The 19179-nt window shown below is 34.6% G+C and carries 22 protein-coding genes; 6 read left to right on the forward strand and 16 right to left on the reverse strand.

The window, feature by feature from the left end:
- Nucleotides 1–92 precede the first annotated feature (92 nt).
- The 4 genes from LV842_RS09460 to LV842_RS09475 form a co-directional block, all read right to left on the reverse strand.
- Nucleotides 93–515, reverse strand: coding sequence for an organic hydroperoxide resistance protein (locus LV842_RS09460; protein ID WP_233111202.1), 423 nt, complete (start codon nucleotides 513–515; stop codon nucleotides 93–95).
- On the reverse strand, nucleotides 516–950 hold the full coding sequence (locus LV842_RS09465) for a MarR family winged helix-turn-helix transcriptional regulator (RefSeq protein ID WP_233111203.1): 435 nt from the start codon (nucleotides 948–950) through the stop codon (nucleotides 516–518). It abuts the gene before it with no gap.
- A gap of 28 nt (nucleotides 951–978) precedes the next feature.
- Nucleotides 979–1611 (reverse strand): NAD(P)H-dependent oxidoreductase, encoded by a 633-nt coding sequence (locus LV842_RS09470; protein WP_233111204.1) that lies wholly within the window; start codon nucleotides 1609–1611, stop codon nucleotides 979–981.
- Nucleotides 1612–1807: 196 nt separating this feature from the next.
- A complete protein-coding gene (locus LV842_RS09475; RefSeq protein WP_233111205.1) occupies nucleotides 1808–2839 on the reverse strand; it encodes a serine hydrolase domain-containing protein in 1032 nt (343 codons plus the stop codon).
- 242 nt (nucleotides 2840–3081) lie between these two features.
- On the opposite strand from LV842_RS09475, the gene LV842_RS09480 reads away from it, so the two are divergent.
- Nucleotides 3082–3834: an SDR family oxidoreductase gene (locus tag LV842_RS09480; protein ID WP_233111206.1), complete on the forward strand. Its 753-nt coding sequence runs from the start codon at nucleotides 3082–3084 to the stop codon at nucleotides 3832–3834.
- A gap of 69 nt (nucleotides 3835–3903) precedes the next feature.
- Here LV842_RS09480 and LV842_RS09485 read toward each other — a convergent pair whose 3' ends face one another.
- From LV842_RS09485 to LV842_RS09530, 10 genes are all read right to left on the reverse strand, one after another.
- Complete coding sequence (locus LV842_RS09485) at nucleotides 3904–4263, reverse strand: hypothetical protein (RefSeq protein WP_233111207.1); 360 nt, start codon at nucleotides 4261–4263, stop codon at nucleotides 3904–3906.
- A gap of 11 nt (nucleotides 4264–4274) precedes the next feature.
- The gene (gene lipB, locus LV842_RS09490; protein ID WP_233111208.1) at nucleotides 4275–5003 is read right to left on the reverse strand and encodes a lipoyl(octanoyl) transferase LipB; all 729 of its coding nucleotides are present in this window, start codon (nucleotides 5001–5003) and stop codon (nucleotides 4275–4277) included.
- A gap of 32 nt (nucleotides 5004–5035) precedes the next feature.
- Nucleotides 5036–5812: a tryptophan synthase subunit alpha gene (trpA, locus tag LV842_RS09495; protein WP_233111209.1), complete on the reverse strand. Its 777-nt coding sequence runs from the start codon at nucleotides 5810–5812 to the stop codon at nucleotides 5036–5038.
- A gap of 48 nt (nucleotides 5813–5860) precedes the next feature.
- On the reverse strand, nucleotides 5861–7048 hold the full coding sequence (gene trpB / locus LV842_RS09500; protein ID WP_233111210.1) for a tryptophan synthase subunit beta: 1188 nt from the start codon (nucleotides 7046–7048) through the stop codon (nucleotides 5861–5863).
- Nucleotides 7035–7676 (reverse strand): phosphoribosylanthranilate isomerase, encoded by a 642-nt coding sequence (locus LV842_RS09505; RefSeq protein ID WP_233111211.1) that lies wholly within the window; start codon nucleotides 7674–7676, stop codon nucleotides 7035–7037. Before LV842_RS09505 ends, trpB begins: the two co-directional genes overlap by 14 nt.
- Before the next feature lie 2 nt (nucleotides 7677–7678).
- Nucleotides 7679–8458 (reverse strand): indole-3-glycerol phosphate synthase TrpC, encoded by a 780-nt coding sequence (trpC, locus tag LV842_RS09510; RefSeq protein WP_233111212.1) that lies wholly within the window; start codon nucleotides 8456–8458, stop codon nucleotides 7679–7681.
- Nucleotides 8459–8464: 6 nt separating this feature from the next.
- Nucleotides 8465–9451 carry an anthranilate phosphoribosyltransferase gene (gene trpD / locus LV842_RS09515; protein WP_233111213.1) on the reverse strand — a complete coding sequence of 329 codons (987 nt, stop codon included), beginning with the start codon at nucleotides 9449–9451 and terminating at the stop codon, nucleotides 8465–8467.
- 4 nt (nucleotides 9452–9455) lie between these two features.
- The gene (locus LV842_RS09520) at nucleotides 9456–10025 is read right to left on the reverse strand and encodes an anthranilate synthase component II (protein ID WP_233111214.1); all 570 of its coding nucleotides are present in this window, start codon (nucleotides 10023–10025) and stop codon (nucleotides 9456–9458) included.
- A gap of 36 nt (nucleotides 10026–10061) precedes the next feature.
- Nucleotides 10062–11477 (reverse strand): anthranilate synthase component I family protein, encoded by a 1416-nt coding sequence (locus LV842_RS09525; RefSeq protein WP_233111215.1) that lies wholly within the window; start codon nucleotides 11475–11477, stop codon nucleotides 10062–10064.
- A gap of 219 nt (nucleotides 11478–11696) precedes the next feature.
- Nucleotides 11697–12341, reverse strand: coding sequence for a hypothetical protein (locus LV842_RS09530; protein ID WP_233111216.1), 645 nt, complete (start codon nucleotides 12339–12341; stop codon nucleotides 11697–11699).
- A 113-nt stretch (nucleotides 12342–12454) separates the two neighbouring features.
- Between LV842_RS09530 and LV842_RS09535 the strand changes: the two genes are divergently transcribed.
- The 5 genes from LV842_RS09535 (at nucleotide 12455) to LV842_RS09555 (ending at nucleotide 16721) form a co-directional block, all read left to right on the forward strand.
- Nucleotides 12455–12667, forward strand: coding sequence for a hypothetical protein (locus tag LV842_RS09535; protein WP_233111217.1), 213 nt, complete (start codon nucleotides 12455–12457; stop codon nucleotides 12665–12667).
- On the forward strand, nucleotides 12667–13041 hold the full coding sequence (locus tag LV842_RS09540) for a c-type cytochrome (protein ID WP_233111218.1): 375 nt from the start codon (nucleotides 12667–12669) through the stop codon (nucleotides 13039–13041). Before LV842_RS09535 ends, LV842_RS09540 begins: the two co-directional genes overlap by 1 nt.
- Before the next feature lie 3 nt (nucleotides 13042–13044).
- A complete protein-coding gene (gene rlmF / locus LV842_RS09545; protein ID WP_233111219.1) occupies nucleotides 13045–13968 on the forward strand; it encodes a 23S rRNA (adenine(1618)-N(6))-methyltransferase RlmF in 924 nt (307 codons plus the stop codon).
- 116 nt (nucleotides 13969–14084) lie between these two features.
- Entirely contained in the window at nucleotides 14085–15782 is a 1698-nt protein-coding gene (gene lysS / locus LV842_RS09550; RefSeq protein ID WP_233111220.1) for a lysine--tRNA ligase, read from the forward strand.
- Nucleotides 15783–15902: 120 nt separating this feature from the next.
- Nucleotides 15903–16721, forward strand: coding sequence for an OmpA family protein (locus LV842_RS09555; protein WP_233111221.1), 819 nt, complete (start codon nucleotides 15903–15905; stop codon nucleotides 16719–16721).
- A gap of 56 nt (nucleotides 16722–16777) precedes the next feature.
- Here the strand turns inward: LV842_RS09555 and LV842_RS09560 are convergent, their stop codons facing one another.
- Nucleotides 16778–17782 (reverse strand): cytochrome d ubiquinol oxidase subunit II, encoded by a 1005-nt coding sequence (locus LV842_RS09560; RefSeq protein ID WP_233111222.1) that lies wholly within the window; start codon nucleotides 17780–17782, stop codon nucleotides 16778–16780.
- Nucleotides 17779–19122, reverse strand: a complete 1344-nt coding sequence (locus LV842_RS09565) for a cytochrome ubiquinol oxidase subunit I (RefSeq protein ID WP_233111223.1) — start codon at nucleotides 19120–19122, stop codon at nucleotides 17779–17781. Before LV842_RS09565 ends, LV842_RS09560 begins: the two co-directional genes overlap by 4 nt.
- Nucleotides 19123–19179: the final 57 nt, after the last annotated feature.

Consider the following 19179-nt stretch of genomic DNA (forward strand, 5'->3'; position numbering starts at 1 on the left):
TTTCCCTATAAAAGCAAGGTTATTTTAGTCTTCAAAAACAAAAAATCTGCCTCAAAAGAAACAGATTTTAAATATAATTAAAGAAATTGACCTTAATTGTTTGTTACCGACAATTTTACTTCAATATTATTTCTTGTTGCATTAGAATAAGGGCAGATTTCGTGAGCTTTTTCCGTTAAAGATTGTGCTTCTTCAATCGAAACACCGGGAATATTCACATCCAGCTCAGTTGCTAATCCGAATCCTCCGTTTTCTAATTGACCAATGCTTACCAATGCGGTAACAGTTGTTTCTCCGGTTTTTGTTTTTGATAAGCTGATCACTCGATTCAAAGCACTGTCAAAACATGCTGAATATCCTGCTGCGAAAAGCATTTCCGGGTTTGTAAAATCATCATTGCTACCGCCTAAAGCTTTCGGCATTCTTACTTCCAGATCGAGAACTCCGTTTTCGCTTTTTACCTGACCGTTTCTGCCTCCTTTTGCCGTTACTTTTGTTGTATATAAAGTTTTCATTTATTTTTCTATTTTGCTTAAAATTTTTTGTACACTTTCTTTCAGCGCTATCCAGTCTTCTTTCGTGACATCTATTTTGTTGTAAATTTTCTCAGGAATCTCACAAGCTCTTTGTTGCAGAGCTTTTCCTGCATTTGTGATGAAGACTTCAACCACCCTTTCATCTTCTTTTTTTCTTTTTCGTAAGATAAATCCTTTGGCTTCCAGTCTTTTCAAAAGAGGAGTAAGGGTGCCGCTGTCGAGGTAAAGTTTTTCCCCGATACTGCTCACGGCAAGACCATCATTTTCCCATAAGATCATCATCACCAGATATTGAGGATAAGTAATGTCGAGCTCATCAAGAAACGGACGGTAAAGCCCCGTAATCTCCTTTGCAATCACATACAGAGGAAAGCAAATTTGATTTTTTAATTGTAAAGATTCTGAATTTTCCATAAGATTGAAAAATGAAAGTGAGTGTTTTTTATTTTTTAATGATGAATTCCTCCATCGGAATTCTTACCTTTTTCATATGAGAAAGCCAGTCGTTTGCTTCGTCTCTATATCCAAGGTACAGCAAACTTACACTTTTTAACCCTAATTCTTTTAACCCCAGAATTTCATCCACTACTGCATTGCTGAAGCCTTCTGCAGGAGTACTGTCGATTTTCAATTCTGCAGCCTGAGCCAAAGCAAATCCTAATGCAATATAAGTCTGTCTTGCAGTGTGTGCAAAATGTTCTTCAGCGGTTTGTGCGCCGTACATTTCTTTAATTTTATCAGTATAGCTTCCGAAACGCCCTCTTGGCAAATCTCTTACATCGGTATGGTAGTCATAAACTTTGTCGATTTTTTCGTTAGAATAGCTGTCCCAAGCTGCAAAAACCAATACGTGAGAAGAATCTCTCATCACTTCAGGATTCAAAGCACCTTGAACCATTTTTTCTTTTAATTCCTGGTTTTCGACTACGATAACACGGAAAGGTTGTAAGCCTGATGAAGTAGGAGCTAATCTTGTCGCTTCTAAAATGGTATTTAAATCTTTCTCTGAAACTTTTTTTGTCGGATCATACGCTTTTACAGCATGTCTCCATTCTAAATCTTGTATTAATGACATTTTGTTTATTTTAAAATTAAATTGCTTTTCTTTTTTAACACTACAAATTTATAGACAATTAAATTGTGTACAATATAATTTAGTAAAATTTAACATTTGAAAAAATCTATAATAGATATTAATGAAATTTTAAATTGCTGATTTTTAGTTTGATAATAAAAAAAAACTGTACCAATAATGATACAGTTTCTATTTTCTATTTTTTGATCAAATTACTATTCAGGATGATTTTTTTAATTTCAGTTTCAAAATAATAATACAAATCACCGTTTTCATTCATCTGATTTTCCAGAACAATAATGCTGACATCACTGCTGGGAACATAAATATTGAGGGAAGCAAAACCATCTCCCAATCCTGTATGTCCGAAATATTGAATGTCATGGTCTTTTATAATTCTGATGTTGTAACCATACCCCATTTTATCTTTGCTGAAAACATCATGTTGAGAGAGTGTGGATGGAGTGGTCATCAACTGATACATTTTAGAGCTTAAAATTTTCCCTTTATGAAGCTGATTATTCCATATTGATAAATCTTTTGCAGTTGTAATCACTCCGTCAGCAGGCAAGTTTTCATCATTGATAAAAGATTCCTGAACTGCAGTAAAAGTATTATCCTTACTCATGTGTCCCGAAACAAGATTTCTGCGATTTTCCTTTGAATAGCAGAACGTTTCTTTCATTCCTAGTTGTTGAAACAGTTTATTAGCTAATTTAGAATACGCCTCATGAGAAACAGTTTCGATGATCTTTCCTAAAAGAATATTAGATAGGTTTCCGTATTTGAAATCTGATCCCGGTTTGAATAATAAAGGTTTTTCAAGATCTGCAATTCCGTGGGTATGATTTAGTAATTGATGAACCGTCACAGAATCAGCCCAGGTTTGCGTAAGGTTGGGTAAATATTTTTTTATGGGAGACTGTAAATTAACTTTTCCTTTTTCAACTTCCTTCAATAATAAAACCGAAGTGATTTGCTTGGTATTCGACATGATTTCAAACTGATCATTGAGCTTCAAAGGAGTTTTGGTATTTACATTTTGAAAACCATAGGCTTTTGAATATTGTGTTTTTCCGTTTTTAGTGATCAGAATAACGCCATTAAATGTTCTTGGAACTTTGGAGGTTATTAAACTGTCAATTTTCTGAGCAAACTTCGTCTGAGCAGAAAAATTTGAAAATAAAATGATGAAAAAGAAAGAAAATAATTTGAATTTTTGTGACATAGGGAGATTGTTTTGTTTTGAAAAGCTCAAAAATAAATTTAAAAATCAGAATATACTAGTACAACAATAAAAACCACTATAATTTCATAATTTAATAATGTGGATCTTATTGTTGGGAACATACATATTGAGGGAAGTAAAATCATCTTCGAATCCTATTTTTATCTAAAATTCCACAAGAATCGGATTTTTTAAGAACTCTTGTTTTTGAAACTTTGCAATACTATTTTAAACTAAAAACAATGCAAAGATTTACAAACAAAGTAGCCTTAATTACAGGTGGAACAAACGGGATGGGATTCGCAACAGCTCAACAATTTATTAATGAAGGAGGAATGGCAATTATTACAGGAAGAAGTAAAGAAACCGTTAACAAAGCATTAGAGAAATTAGGAAAAAATGCTTTTGGAATTGTTTCTAACGCTGGAAATATGAACGACTTAATGAATCTCCGAAATGAAGTCAGAAAATACACAGAGAATATTGATTTAGTATTTGCTAATGCGGGTTACGGAAGATTTTTTTCGATTGAAAATGTAGACGAAAATCATTTTGACGAATTGTTTGATATGCTGGTGAAAGGTTCTTTTTTTACAGTTCAGCAGATGTTACCGTTGATGAAAAAGGGAAGTGTTGTCATTTTCAATACCTCTGTTGCTACTGAAATTGCGATGCCCAATTTTTCAATTTATTCTGCAGCAAAATCAGCGGTACAGTCTTTTATTAAAACATTTGCAACGGAATTAACGGAAAAAGGAATCAGGGTAAATGGAGTAAGCGCAGGTCACATCAAAACGAATATTTTTTACAATACCGGTTTAAATTCGGAACAGATTGAAGAAGCGGTTAAAAACATCATTCCTACCATTCCTTTTAAAAGACAGGGCGAGGCAATAGAAATTGCAAATGCTGTCCTTTTCCTGGCTTCGGAAGAGGCTTCTTATATTCATGGTGCGGAATTGAAAGTGGATGCAGGGATTTCTGTGATTAGATAATCTCAGTGAACATTTTTAATGTTTTCCGTACAAAAAATCCATCATAATTTTAATGATGGATTTATATTTTTAATCTTTTGAATAGGTTTGTAACCAATTGTTTTCGATTATTTTATTATTTCGAAAAATGTATTCAATAGAGTCGCCTTTCTTTTTTGAAACTGAATCTCCAATTTGATAGGGAAAATCTAAAACTTCTTTATTTCCATTCGAAAATTTAACAAAAGTAGAACTGTGTTCGTTTCTATCAATATAAATATCGGTAACAGTTGCATTTCGCCTTTCATTTAATAAAATATCCCGTTTGATGTCATCACCATAGATAACTTGACGAAAAATGAGAAATCCAATAAATAGAAGGGCTGAAACTTTTAAATAGTTTCTTGTTTTGCGAGGAATTTCTAAATAATCCCCAAAACTTTCGTGCATTATATAAATAACTATTTAGTCACCAACTCAGCCTCAAAAACATCCACAAAATGCTTTCTGATCTTAGCTTTAATATCTTCCATTTCTTCATGAGTTAAATCTCTTTCAAGTTCTCTTTTTAAAGAAGTAACCTGTTTGTCTTTGATTCCGCAAGGGATGATGTATTCAAAATAACGCATATCCGTATTCACATTCAAAGCAAAACCGTGTAAAGTTACCCAACGTGAAGCTTTTACGCCCATCGCGCAGATTTTTCGAGCATAAGGTTTTCCCACATCCAGCCAAACTCCGGTTTCTCCGGGAGAACGTTCTCCTTTCAGACCATATTCAGCAATCGTTCTGATGATTACTTCTTCAAGGTTACGCATATATTTATGAATATCTGTGAAGAAATTTTCAAGATCGAGAACCGGATACCCCACAATTTGTCCATATCCGTGATACGTGATATCACCACCACGATTTACTTTCACAAAAGTGGCTTCGATTTCCTTTAATTTATCAATTCCGGCCAACATATTTTCTTCATGTCCGCTTTTTCCCAGCGTATAAACGTGAGGATGCTCTACTAAAAGAAAATGATTGGGTGTTGTAATATGCTGTTCGATAGGTAGATCTCGGTTTTTAACTTTAAGATCAATAATATCTTTCATCAGTTTTTCCTGATAATCCCAAGCGGGTTGATATTCTTTTATGCCTAAGTCTTCAAACTCTACTACTTTATTCTGAATTGTGTTCATATCATTTTTTGAATAGACAAATTTAGTGATTTTTACGCTTTTATAGAATGGACAAAATCTATCGCATTTTTCTTCCAATTTCTATTTTGTAACAAAATATTGACGAAGGCAGTTCCTATAATTCCGCCGTCTGCTTTTTCGGTCACATTTTTAAAATCTTCCTTTGATTTAATACCAAAACCGATCATGACAGGGTTTTTCAGTGGGAGAGAGGCTAATCTTGAGAGATAGTCTTCATTTTTCAAAACTGCATTTTTATTTCCTGTTGTAGATGAGGAACTTACAGCATATAAAAATCCTGAACTTAAAGAATCCAGATATAAAATTCTTTCATCTGAAGTTTCCGGAGTCACCAAAAATGTGAAATTTAAATGATACTTTTCCAATATTTTCTGATAATTTTTCTCGAATTCGATAGGTGGTAAATCAGGTAAAATAAGTCCTGAAACTCCACTTTCAGCACATTCATTACAAAACTTTTCAAATCCAAAACTTAGAACAGGGTTGATATATCCCATCAAAATAATCGGGATTTTAATTTCGTTTTTGAGAGATTTTAATTGGGAAAATAATTTCTCGATTGTCATTCCGTTTTTCAACGCCAGTTCATGAGCTTGTTGAATAACAGGGCCGTCTGCAACGGGATCAGAATAAGGCATTCCGATTTCGATCATATCTGCTCCAGAATTCTGAATGATTTTTATAATATCAGCAGTGTCTTCCAATTGTGGAATTCCTGCGGTGAAGTAGATGTTGAGGAGTTTAGGCTGGAAGCTGGAAGCTAGAAGCTGGAGGTTATTTAGATTCATAGGTTTACATTAAATTTAAGTTGACAAATTTTCATTTTAATAACTGAATTAAACTTCCATCCTTTTCAAATACGTTTCCATGTCTTTATCGCCTCGACCGCTCAGACAAATCACAACAATATCATTTTCTTTAAATTGTTTTTTATCTAAAACAGCCAATGCATGAGCGCTTTCCAGTGCCGGAATGATACCTTCCAGTTTTGTCAGTTCAAATGCAGATTGTAAAGCATCATCATCATTAATACTGAAAAATTCTGCACGTTTTTCTTTAAATAAATGCGCATGAAAAGGTCCGATTCCCGGATAATCCAATCCTGCAGAAATTGAATGGGGCTCAATAACCTGTCCGTCTGCTGTTTGCATAACTAGGCTTTTACTTCCATGCAAAACGCCCAAAGTTCCTAAAAATGTTGTCGCTGCAGATTTTCCTGAATCTACACCCAAACCTCCTGCTTCTGCTGCAATGATTTTTACATTTTCTTCCTCTACAAAATGATAAAAAGTTCCTGCTGCATTACTTCCCCCACCAACACAGGCAATTACATAATCAGGATTTTGTCTTCCGGTTTGCTCGGCAAGCTGTTCCTTAATTTCTTTTGAAATAATACTCTGAAATCGAGCCACCAAATCAGGAAATGGATGCGGACCTACGACACTTCCAATCACATAATGTGTGGTTGCAGGATTGTTGATCCAGTCTCTTAACGCTTCATTTACAGCGTCTTTTAATGTTTTTGAACCTGAAGTAGCAGGAATAACTTCTGCTCCCAGCATTTTCATTCTTGCCACATTCGGAGCCTGTCTCTGAATGTCGATTTCTCCCATGTACACAATGCATTCTAACCCTATAAGAGCACACGCTGTAGCAGTAGCAACACCATGTTGTCCGGCTCCGGTTTCTGCAATGATCCTGTTTTTACCAAGACGTTTTGCCAATAGAACCTGTCCCAAAGCATTATTGATTTTGTGGGCACCAGTGTGATTCAGATCTTCTCTTTTTAAATAGATTTGAGTATTATATTTCTGACTTAAATTTTTAGCAAAATATAAAGGAGTAGCACGTCCGACATAGTTTTTTAATAAATCATGATATTCTTTTTGAAAATCTTCTGATTCAATGATTTCAAGATAGTTTTTCTGTAATTCTTCTACATTCGGATACAACATTTCGGGGATAAATGCACCTCCAAATTCTCCATAATATCCGTATTCGTCGGGGTTTTTATAATTTTTCATAAAATTCTCTTATTTTGTGTAGGTCTTTCACTCCTGGTTCCAATTCAAATTTTGAATTAATATCGATGGAGAAAGGTTGTTGACCTAAAATCTTAATGTTATCAATATTCTGTTCTGAAATTCCACCGCTTAAAAAATAGGGAAGTGGTATCTCGATTTTATTTAAAATGTTCCAGTCAAATTGTTTTCCCGTTCCGCCGAATGCTTTTGAATCTGTATCAAACAGAATATAATCAATGGTATTCGGGATGGAATGAAATGACTTGAAAATCTCTTTCGCTGAGATGATGGATTCTGAATTAATTCTTATTGCTTTTATCATTCCAATTTTAGGACTCAGTCTTTGTTTTAAGGCTGAAATGAACATTTCGTTTTCATCGCCGTGAAGCTGTATAAAATTCAGGTTCGCTGTTTCTGTTATTTCAACAATTTTTTCAAGAGTTTCATTCACAAATACTCCAACTTTTCCCTGATGACCAATCTTTGAAATTTCCTCTAAACTCAAATGATTCAGAACGTATCGTGGAGATTTTTCGTAGAAAATAAAGCCCAGAAAGTCTGTATTCAAAGAAATCAATTCCTGAACTTGTTCTAATATTGTTAAGCCGCAGACTTTAATTTTTTTCATGTTTACACTCTTGTATTAGAAATAAATTCTTCAAATGCTTGAGCAGGATCTGTGTTTTTCATAAAATATTCACCCATTAAAAATCCGTCAAATCCTTTTTCTTTTAAATAATGATAATCCTGAATATTGTAAATTCCGCTTTCTGCTACAGATAGGGTGTTTTCTGGAAGCAGATTTTTCAACTGAACAGAATGTTGGAGATCAACGTTGAAATCTTTTAAGTTCCGGTTGTTAATTCCCACCAAATCTATATTAGAGTTGTAATGTTTTAATTCTTCTTCAGTATGGATTTCCAACAAAACTTCTAATCCTAACTCATGAGCCAGCTCGGTGAATTCCAATGTTTGTTGTGGTGAAAGACAGGCTGCAATAAGCAAAACAACATCTGCTCCCTTACTTTTTGCTTCATAAAACTGATATTCATCAATCATAAAATCTTTCCGCAAAATAGGAATGTTGATCTGATCTCTAACGCTCAAAATATCTTCAAAACTTCCCCCGAAAAAATCTTTGTCCGTTAAAATTGAAATTCCGCTTGCTCCGAAATGTTCATAAGCAGAAACGACTTCTAAAGGCAAGATTTTATCATTAATTATTCCTTTGGAGGGAGATTGTCTTTTAAATTCAGCAATAATTCCGCTTTTATTTTGGATGTTTTTCTTTAAGGAGAGATTTTTCCTATTGAAAAACTCAGAATCTTTCAATTCCTGAAGAGAAATCTTGGCTTTTGAAAATGAAATTTCTTCCTTTTTTCGGTCTACAATTTTGTCTAAGATATTCATAATCTCCTATTTTAAAAGTAATTCAAAACTTTTCAGTGCTTTCCCACCCAATAAACTTTCCTGTACCATCAAAAGGCAATCATCATAGGTTCCGAATTTCTGGGTATGATAAAGAGCAACTGCTGCATTGGCTAAAACCACAGAGTTTTGTTGTTCTGTACCTTTTCCGCTTAGGATGTCCATGAAAATTTTGGCTGTTTCTTTTGTGTTGCTACCAGCTTTTATACTTTCAGGATTTAAGGTGGCAAATCCAAGTTCTTCAGGTGAATAGATTTTTTCTCCATTTTTTGTAATGATTTTGCTGTCCTGTGTTAAGCTGATTTCGTCATAACCGTCCATTCCGTGAACCAAAATGAAGTCTTTTTCATCTTTTTGCAGCAAATACTGATATATTCTTGCAATTTCCAGATTGTAGGTTCCAATCATAGAGTATTTGGGTTTTGCAGGGTTTACTAAAGGACCCAGTAAATTGAAAAAAGTTCTCAACCCTAAAGACTTTCGTAAAGTTACTACAGATTGTAATGCAGGATGAAAGTAGGGAGCGTGTAAAAAACAAATATTGGTTTTTTGTAAATCATCATTTAATTCCTCTGAATTGATTTTGAACTGATAGCCCAATTCTTCCAAAAGATTGGAAGCTCCGGTAACCGTAGAAGCTCCATAATTTCCGTGTTTAATTACTTTTTGCCCTGCTCCGGCAATTACAAAGCTTGCCAGAGTAGAAATATTGATCGTATTTTTTCCGTCACCACCGGTTCCTACAATATCAATGGCTTCACTGGCATCCAGATCTACCGGAACCGCCATTTGTAATAATGCTTCCCTGAAACCTTCCAGTTCCAGTAAGGTGATATTCCGCATCAGAAAAATACTTACAAAAGCGGTGACTTCCGTTGCATTAAATTTATTTTGAGCGATCTCAATCATGATTGCCTTTGCCTCAGATTTGGACAAAGTGTGGTGATTGAAAAGATATTGCAGAATTTCTTTCATACTATTAATTCAAAAGAAAGTTTTTGATAATGATTTCTCCATCAGGAGTCAAAATACTTTCGGGGTGAAACTGTACACCGTGTACATCATATTTTTTATGTTGCAGCGCCATGATCATTCCATCCTGATCTACGGCTGTGATTTCTAAATCCTCAGGGAAGTTTTCAGGATCAACAACCCAGCTGTGATATCTTCCGACTTCTAATCCGCTGGATAGATTTTGGAATAATTTAGTGTCGTTTTTCAATAATTCAGCGGAAGTGGCCACTCCATGAAAAATTTCAGAAAGATTGATTAAGCTTCCTCCAAAAGCTTCGGCAATAGCTTGCTGACCAAGGCAAACTCCTAAAATACTTTTAGTTGGAGCATATTTTTTAATAACTTCTAATAAAATTCCGGCTTCTTCAGGAATTCCGGGACCAGGTGAAAGGATGATTTTATCGTATTTTCCAATTTCTTCCAACGTAATTTCATCATTTCTTGCTACGTCTACTTTTATTTTCAAGATCCTTTCGATCATTTGAACCAAATTGTAGGTAAAGCTGTCGTAATTATCGAAGACTAATATTTTCATTGTAAATTATGTGTAGTTTTTTGAACGTTTAGATTATTATATTTTTTCTGCTTTCTCAATGGCTTTTTTTAATGCATTAAGTTTATTGTTTACTTCCTGTAATTCACTTTCCGCATTTGATTTTGCGACTATTCCGGCTCCTGCCTGATAATATAAGGTGTTGTTTTTACTTAAAAAAGTTCGGATCATGATGGCTTGATTACAGCTTCCGTTTAATCCGACCATTCCGATACAGCCTCCATAATAACCACGTGAATCTTTTTCATAAGTATTAATAAGTTGAAGTGCTTTATGTTTTGGCGCTCCACTTAAAGTCCCTTGAGGAAAAGTTGTTGCAACCATTTCATAAGGATTCGTATTTTCGTGCAAATCGGCAGTTACTTCACTTACCATATGAATGACATGAGAAAAAAGCTGTATTTCTTTGAGTTGGGTAACGGTTACATTTTTTCCTAATTTTCCTAAATCATTTCGGGCCAGATCTACAAGCATGGTGTGTTCTGCATTTTCTTTCGGATCATTTTTTAGTGATTCAATAGATTGCAGATCGGTTTCAAAATGTCCGGTTCTTTTGAAAGTTCCCGCAATAGGATGGATGATCGCTTTGTTGTCTTTAATAATGAGCTGACTTTCAGGGCTTGATCCGAAAAGTTTATAATCTCCATAATCAAAAAAGAACAAATAAGGAGAAGGATTGATGTTGCGTAACGCACGATACACATTGAATTCGTCACCTTTGAATTTTTGTTCGAATCTTCTGCTTAACACCAATTGAAAAACATCTCCTCTCATACAATGCTTTTGAGCGGTTTTTACCAGTTCGATATATTCTTCATCGGTACTATTGGAAGTTTCACTCCCAGTTTTTTCAAAAGGATAAATAACAGAATTTTGGTTCTTGATTAAGCTTTCCAATAGATAGGGTTCTGATTTTATGCCTCCAATTTGGTTTTCAATAATGTGCATTTCATCATTGTAATGATTGATTGCGATAACATATTGATAAAGCCTGTAACGTAAAATTGGAATTTCCACTTCTGGACTTTGTGCTTTAAATGTTATATTTTCAAAGAACTGTACTGCTTCAAAACTAGTATATCCGAAAAGGCTTTGTGCAGTTTCTTCTATGGAATCATTAGTCTTATTGCAGATGAAGGTATTTGAAAAGTCACTTAATACTTGAGGAACATTCAAATCTGCCAAATGATGTTTCTCAGGGCTTTTACCAGGAAACTTTATTTCAAATTCATGGAGATTTTTAATTTCTATTCCTGCAATGGCATTAATCGCAATGAACGAAAAATTATGGTCTATATTTTTAGAATCCGAACTTTCCAAAAGAATCGTATCCCGGAATTGATCCCGGATTTTCAAATAGATATTCATGGGAGTTTGGAGATCTCCCAGCATTTTTTTTGAGGTGGTTTTTATGTTGATTTTCTGTGTGAACATTGGTAGAGTTTTAATTTTTAACAATAAAAAAAGACTTTAACGTAATCGTCAAAGTCTCTGTATATTTTTCTATAATATTCTAGTTGCGAATTAACAACAAGAGTATAGCTTCAGACCCGACGAAGAGTTTGAATGCCACCACCAAAATTTGTTGTTTGAAGTAATCATGATGCAAATGTAGATATTTTTTTGAAATGAAAAATAAAAATTGAGAAAATTTTAGGGTAAAGATTTCAGTTCCTTTTTTAATTGTTCTAATTTGTTTTTGTATTCAGGATTATCATAGACTTTTAAATACTCTTCCAAAGCATTAATATATTCCTGTATGAAATCTTTATTGACAGGATCTGCCTCATATTTTATTCGTGCCGTATTGATAGGCCTTATCTTTTCATATTCTTCAAATCGTTTTCCTTCGTCTGACTGCTGATAAAGTATAACGATATTTTTTTCATAACCCGGAATGTATTTTACCGGAAATTGTTGTTCTGTTCTTGGAATTCTTATGGCATTTTCAATAGGGTAAATTGCGGCCGAAGTTGTTGAAAAATAAGTGTCAACATATTTTCCGTCCTGTTTTCTGACAATAGCTTCATAATCATGAATGTACTGATCGTTAAGAGTAGAGTTGGTTTCTACATCGGAAGTAATAATAGCAGTACTTTCGACACCAAATTTATTTAAAAACCAGGCATTGATAAACTGACCACCGATTCCGTTAATAATTGAAAACGGAAGGATTAAAATCAGCCACCAACCTTTTTTTGTTAAAAAAGCAATAATTCCGAAGAACAGAATAAAGATCAGTACAGCATAAAAGCCGTGATGACTTAAGAAAAATAAGATTTTTGAAATGATAATCATAATTTCCATGTTTATGTAAAAATACAATTTCTAAATACAATGATTAAAAAGTATTTTATACGCTGCACAAGCAATATTTTTTATATTTTTGTCTAAATTTTATAGAAAAAATAATGAAAAAAGTATTAGCAATCGCATTTATCGGAAGTTTATTTGTAGTTAACTGTTCAAAAAAGCCTAGTCATGACTTGCAAGATAGCAACACTATGCTTGAAGAGCCGGAAGCAACAACTGTTGTAGACTCTACAGCTAAAAAAGCTGACACACCTGCTGCAACCCCTGCAACTGAAGCTCCAAAAACTGATTCTACGGCGGTAAAAAAATAATGAAAAAACTATTTTTAACGGGATTTCTAGGTTTACTAATAATTTCCTGTTCTAAAAAAGAAAATACACCGGTTGACGCCAATTCTTCTGAAACAACTACAATTTCAGAATCTGCAAAAAGCAATCTTTCGGGAGATCAGATTATTGAAACTCTTGATTGCTCTGGCTGTCACGCGGTAAATGAGAGAATGATAGGACCTTCTTATCAGGAAATCGCAGGTAAATATTCTGATAAGGATGTTGAACTGTTGGCTTCCAAAATTATAGAAGGCGGAAGCGGAGTTTGGGGAAGTGTTCCGATGCAGCCTCATTCTCAGGTATCTAAAGAAGATGCTAAAAAAATGGTCAAATATATTTTGAGTCAGAAAAAATAATTCATGACGGTTCAAAAATCAAATCTGCATCCAAGAAATCTGCATCGAGATCCTTATGATTTTGCACAGCTGATTTCTTGTGTGCCAGAATTGAAACATTATGTCTTTGAAAATTCTTACAAGACCTTAACTATCAATTTCAGTATTCCCAAAGCAGTAAAATTGCTTAATAAAGCTTTGTTAGAGCATTTTTATCAAATTAAAAACTGGGATATTCCTGAAGCAAATCTTTGTCCGCCAATTCCTGGAAGGGCAGATTATGTGCATTATATCGCTGATTTACTGACTGAAGGCCTCAATGAAATTCCAAAAAATATAAAGGGGTTGGATATAGGAACGGGAGCTAATCTTGTATACCCTTTAATTGCCAATACATCTTATGGCTGGAAAATGTTGGGAACAGATATTAATCTGGATTCCCTTGAAAATGCTCAGAAGATTTTAGATCAAAACCCTGATTTAGCATCTGAAATTCAATTAAAACATCAGCCAAACTCTGATTTTATTTTTAAAAATATTATTAGTTCTGAAGATCGTTTTGCATTTTCAATGTGTAATCCTCCGTTTCATGATTCTGAAGAGTCTGCATTGAAAGGAAATCTTCGAAAAACAAAAAATCTTAATAGATCAAAAGTTCAGAAACCGCAACTCAATTTCGGTGGTCAGCAATCTGAATTATGGTGTGAAGGTGGTGAAATAGCTTTTATCTCAAAAATGATTGAGGAAAGTGTTTTATATTCGTCTCAGGTTCTTTGGTTTACCTGCTTGGTTTCAAAAAAAGATAACTTATATAAACTGACTTCACTTTTAAAGAAACTTAAAGCAATAGAATTCAAAACGATTGATATGGCTCAAGGTCAGAAAGTAAGCAGAATATTGGTTTGGACTTTTATTCCCCAAAAAAGTCGTAAAAACTGGTTCGTATAGATTAATACCCAATAATTTGAATTGGATTTTACATGAAATAAATTATATTTCTAAGAAAAGTCATTGACCATCAATTCAAAATTCATTATTTTTGCACGTTATTTTAAATAAATACAATGCAATTATCAGAACAGGAAATCATTAGAAGAGAAAAGCTGAACAAGCTTGTTGAAATGGGAATAAACGCATTCCCGGCGGATGAATATGTAATTACAGATACTACTGAATCTATAAAACAGGATTTTTCTGAAAGTAAACAGGTGAAGATTGCTGGAAGATTGATGTCCAGAAGAATTCAGGGGAAAGCTTCTTTTGCGGAATTGCAGGATTCTACCGGGAGAATTCAAGTGTATTTTAACAGAGATGAGATCTGTACAGGTGAAGACAAAACTTTGTATAACGAAGTGTATAAGCATCTTTTAGATATAGGAGATATTATCGGAGTTGAAGGAGAATTATTCACCACTCAGGTAGGTGAGAAGACGGTTTTAGTGAAAAACTTTACGCTTCTTACCAAGACATTACGTCCGCTTCCTCAGGCAAAAACTGACGAAAACGGAGTCGTGCATGACGGATTCAACGATCCTGAGATGAGATATAGACAGCGTTATGTAGATTTAACGGTGAATCCACACATCAAAGAAGTTTTCGTGAAAAGAACAAAATTGTTCAATGCGATGAGAACGTTCTTCAATGATGCAGGGTATTTCGAGGTTGAAACTCCAGTTTTACAATCGATTCCTGGTGGAGCTGCTGCAAGACCGTTTATCACGCATCACAACGCTTTGGATATTCCATTGTATTTAAGAATTGCAAACGAATTATATCTGAAAAGATTGATCGTTGGTGGATTCGACGGTGTTTATGAGTTCTCTAAAAACTTCAGAAACGAAGGGATGGACAGAACGCACAACCCGGAATTTACAGCAATGGAAATCTATGTTGCGTACAAAGATTACAACTGGATGATGGATTTCACTGAGAAATTGTTGGAATTCTGTGCAATTCAGGTGAACGGTACGACAAAAGCTACTTTTGGTGAGTATGAAGTAGATTTCAAAGCGCCTTATCAAAGACTTTCAATGACAGATGCTATTTTGAAATTCACAGGTTTTGATATTACAGGTAAAACTGAACAGGAATTATTCGATTTTGCAAAATCTATCGGAATCGACGTAAATGAAACGATGGGTAAAGGAAAGTTAATTGATGAGATTTTTGGTGAAAAGTGTGAAGGAAACTTCATTCAGCCGACTTTCATTACCGATTATCCGATCGAAATGTCGCCTTTAACGAAAAAACACAGAAGCAAAGAAGGTCTTACAGAGCGTTTCGAATTAATGGTTTGTGGAAAAGAAATTGCGAACGCCTATTCTGAGTTGAATGACCCAATCGATCAAAGAGAGCGTTTTGAAGAGCAATTAAAGCTTTCTGAAAAAGGAGATGATGAAGCAGGACAATTTATTGATGAAGATTTCTTAAGAGCTTTGGAATATGGTATGCCGCCAACTTCAGGATTAGGAATCGGAATGGACAGATTAATCATGTTCTTAACAAATAATGCATCAATCCAGGAAGTATTGTTCTTCCCTCAGATGAGACCTGAAAAAACAGTTCCTCAAATTGAATTGGGAGAAGATGAAAAAGTGATTTTGGAAATTTTGAAATCCGGAGAACAAATTGCTTTAGCTGAAGTAAAAGAACAATCTAAACTTTCAGGTAAAAAGTGGGATAAAGCTTCCAAAACTTTAACGAAAGCTAATTTGGTGAAAGTAGAAAAAATTGAGGAGAGCCTTTTGATGAAATTGGTTTAAATTAATTTGAAATAAATTTTTAGTTCCGGCGGAAGCGAAGCTTCCGCCGGAACTTTTTTATAAAATACCCAAAACTCAAACTATTTTCAGTTACTTTGCGTTTGTAAGAAAACAATACTGATGAAAGCCTTTCTGTTTATATTCTTCTTTTCTACAGGTTTCTATTCACAGACACTTACTTCTATCTATTTTAAAAATAAAAGTTATGAACTCAGCAATGAATCGAAACGGAAACTAGATAGCTTGGCAAAGCTTGAAGCAAAGCTTACTTTTAGAATTTTTGGGAATGCCAATCCTTTGGGAAATGAAGAACTAAACAAAGCATTATCCGAAAACCGGGCGAGAACAGTAAATAATTATTTAAAAGCTAAAATTGGAAAGAACATTCATCTGGCAAGTTCTGTAGGACTGGGAATTTCTAAGCAAATCAATGATAATAGTTCAGAAAATTTACAGGCAAAAAACCGCCGTGTAGATATTTTTATTGAAAGATTTTTTGAGAAAGGAGAAAAGGTTTCAAGAAAAACGTATCCGAGCTTTTTTGATATGAAGATTGCTTCAATGAAGGTAAAAGATACTTTTTCTTTACCTGATGTCAATTTTATTGGAAATCGTCATGTTTGGCTTCCACAAGGGCAAAAACCACTTGCTCAACTTTACAAAATATTAATAGAAAATCCCACGCTGGAAGTAGAATTGCAAGGACATATTTGTTGTGATTATGATAATTTTGACGGTGAAGATATCGATTTGAAAACTTTTAATCTTTCCTGGACGAGAGCTAATGCAATTAAAGAGTTTTTAGAAAATCAGGGAATAAGTTCTGCGCGAATAAAAGTAAAGGGTCTTGGTCATCTTAATCCGTTGATTTATCCTGAAGTTACGGAAGCTGACCGTGTGAAAAACAGGAGAGTTGAGCTGGTTTTGATTAAAAAATAAATGGTAAGAGTTTCGGGGGTCAGCAAAGCTGACCCCCGAAACTTATTGTAAAATACTTATTTCCTCTGCTTACTAAACGAAGCCATCAAATAAAACAGAAACGGAAGAATAAATAATGAACCCAATATCAGCGCCCAACCTAAAGCGGAAATCGTTTTCGGAGCTGCCACGTGTTCCAATAAAGACAGATGTTGTCCGTTTCCAAAAAGAATAATATTCGGATTATGTTGATAAGTTGCCGCCACCAAAATCATAATCACCTGAAATCCAGCCAAAGCTCTTACAGGAAGCAATTTCTGACGATTCATTGCTCTTAAAATTAAAAATAGACAAATGGTGGCAAAAAACGTTGCCATAATTCCCAAAGGTTTTGAGAAAACCCACATCAGTAAAGGGATATCCGAAAGATAAGCCGTAATGAAAACCAAAAGTCCTGTGATGACTACAAAGATCATGGTCTGTTTGGATTTTTTAATCATTAAACCTAATTCCAGACGGTCGGTTGTTTCTCTTAAAGCAAATACAGAAGCCAGGTAAGCACAGATGGAAATTGTAAATAACCCTACTGCAACGCCAAACCAGTTGAGCCAGCTGAAAATATATAAATTTAAAAAACCGGTTGCATCCGGATTAATAGAATGTGAAACCGTAGCAGCTGCTATTAATCCTAAGAAAAAAGGAGTCAATAAACTTGAAAAATAAAAAATCTGTGTATAAATATTTTGCCAATCATCTTTCACGGCGTCATAATGCCTGAAAGTGAAAGCGGTACCTCTCGCAATAATCCCGACAAGCATTAAAACCAAAGGAATGTGAAGATAGGTAGAGAGGGTAGTGTAGATTTCAGGGAAACCAACGAATAGAATTACAATCGCAATAATTAACCACATATGATTGGCTTCCCAAACCGGTGCAATAGATTCATACATGATTTCTTTTGTTTTATCACGCGCTCTTTTTTTTGTGAAAAGTTCTACGATTCCGGCTCCGAAATCTGCTCCTCCCAAAATCACATAAAGGCAAATCGACAACCAAAGAAAACCTATAACTACGTAAATCATGACTTTGGGTTTTTAAGGTTAAACTGAGCATCTGTAGGATCATATAATCTTGGAACCATCTGTATTTGTCGTTTCAAAAGAAACACAATAATTAATGATAGGGAAACGAAGATTGCTGTAAAAAAGTAGAACGAATACTGAATTCCCGGCATTGGAGTTACTGCATCTGCAGTTCTCATAATTCCGTAAATGATCCACGGTTGTCTTCCGACTTCAGTAACTGTCCAGCCTGCTTCCAAAGCAATATATCCAAAAGGGGTAGCGATTAAAAATGTTTTTAGCAGCCAGTTTTTAGTTAACCATTCTTTTTTGAAAAATACGGCGTATAAATAAACGATTCCAATACTGATCATCACGACTCCAAAGAAAATCATAATCTGAAAAGCGTAATGTACAACTGCAATCGGTGGCCATTCGTCTTTTGGAAAATCTTTCAATCCTTTTACTTCAGCATTAAAATCATTAGCCACTAAAAAGCTCAATACTTTTGGAATTTTTACTGCATATTTTATTTCCTCTTTTTTCTCATCAGGAATTCCGCCAATAACGAAAGATGCTCCTTTTTCAGTTTCAAAATGAGCTTCCATGGCGGCTAATTTTATCGGTTGTCTTTTTGCAACAGATTTTGCGGCAACATCTCCGCTCAAAGGTGCTCCGAATGCTCCAATCAATGCAAATCCGGCTGCAATTCTGAATGCTTTAGTATGAAATTCAACATTCTTTTTTCTCATGATTAAATAGGCATGAACTCCTGCAACTGCAAATCCTGTTGCACAAAATGCTGCAACTGTCATATGTAAAGCCTGAGGAAACCAAGCTTCGTTGAACATGGCTTTAATAGGGTCTATATTTAAATATTGTCCGTTCGCATAATCAAATCCGGTTGGGGAATTCATCCATGCATTAGCGGCGACAACTAAAATTCCTGAAGCTAAACCACTTAAACCGACTAAAAATCCGCAGAACCAGTGAAACCATTTATTAAATCTGTCCCATCCATAAAGGAAAAAACCAATGGCGATAGCTTCAATAAAGAATGCGGTTCCTTCCAAAGAAAAGGGCATCCCAAAAATAGGACCGGCATGTTTCATAAAATTTGGCCATAAAAGTCCGAGTTCGAAAGAAAGCATTGTTCCGGAAACAGCTCCTACAGCAAATAGAATAGCAACTCCTTTGCTCCATGCTTTGGTGAGGCCTTTATAGACTTCGTTTTTTGTTTTTAAATATTTCCAGTGAGCGAAAGCCATCAGAAAAGGCATTACCATACCAACACAAGAGAAAATGATGTGAAAACCGAGTGACATCGCCATTTGTGCACGAGCTGCAAGAAAGTCGTCCATAAATATCAATTTTGAGTAAATAAATGTAAGCATAAATTAGAGATGTTCAGTATGATT

The sequence above is a fragment of the Chryseobacterium gwangjuense genome (assembly GCF_021311115.1).
GTDB lineage: Bacteria > Bacteroidota > Bacteroidia > Flavobacteriales > Weeksellaceae > Chryseobacterium > Chryseobacterium gwangjuense.